The organism is Streptomyces sp. AC627_RSS907 (genome assembly GCF_019049165.1).
This window is the reverse complement of sequence record NZ_JAGMUE010001538.1, coordinates 1-586: the sequence shown is the minus strand read 5'-3', so window position 1 is coordinate 586 and position 586 is coordinate 1. Positions and strand designations below refer to the sequence as shown.

At 74.7% G+C, this 586-nt stretch carries 1 pseudogene; it reads left to right on the top strand.

What is annotated here, in order from left to right:
- Nucleotides 1-16: 16 nt before the first annotated feature.
- Nucleotides 17-586 (top strand): annotated as a pseudogene (locus KUM32_RS42880) (peptidase S8); the annotation flags it as partial.

The following is a 586-nucleotide window of genomic DNA, read 5'->3' as shown; positions in this document are numbered from 1 at the left end:
GGCCGACACCCAACGCGTGGAGAACACCCACCGCACCGGAACCGCCCGCACCTGGGTCACCCTCGTCACCGGTGACCGGGTCGCGGTCGACGCCAAGGGCCGCCCGGCGACCTTCCAACCGGCCAAGGGGCGCGAGCACATCCCCGTACAGGTGGAGCGGCGCGGCGGGCACGCGTACGTGATCCCGCTCGACGCGCGTCGCCTGATCGTCCGGGGCACGGTGGACCGGCGGCTGTTCGACGTGACGACGCTGAGCCGGCCGGAGTACGTGGCCAGCCAGCGCGCCGGGGTGCGGCTCATCGTGGCCTACCAGGGCGAGCGGCCCGCCGCTAAGGCGAAGCTTCGGGCCGCCGAGGGTACGAAGGTGCGGCGTTCGCTTCCGGTGCTGGGCGCCGACGCGGTGACGGCCTCGCCCGAGCACGCCACGGCCGCCTGGGAGGCGCTGACCGACGCGTCGCGGGGTGCCTCGCACCGCACCGCTGCCCCCGGGGTGGCGAAGGTGTGGCTGGACGGTATCCGCAAGGCCACGCTCGACAAGAGCGTGCCGCAGATCGGCGCGCCCGCGGCGTGGAAGGCGGGCTTCGAC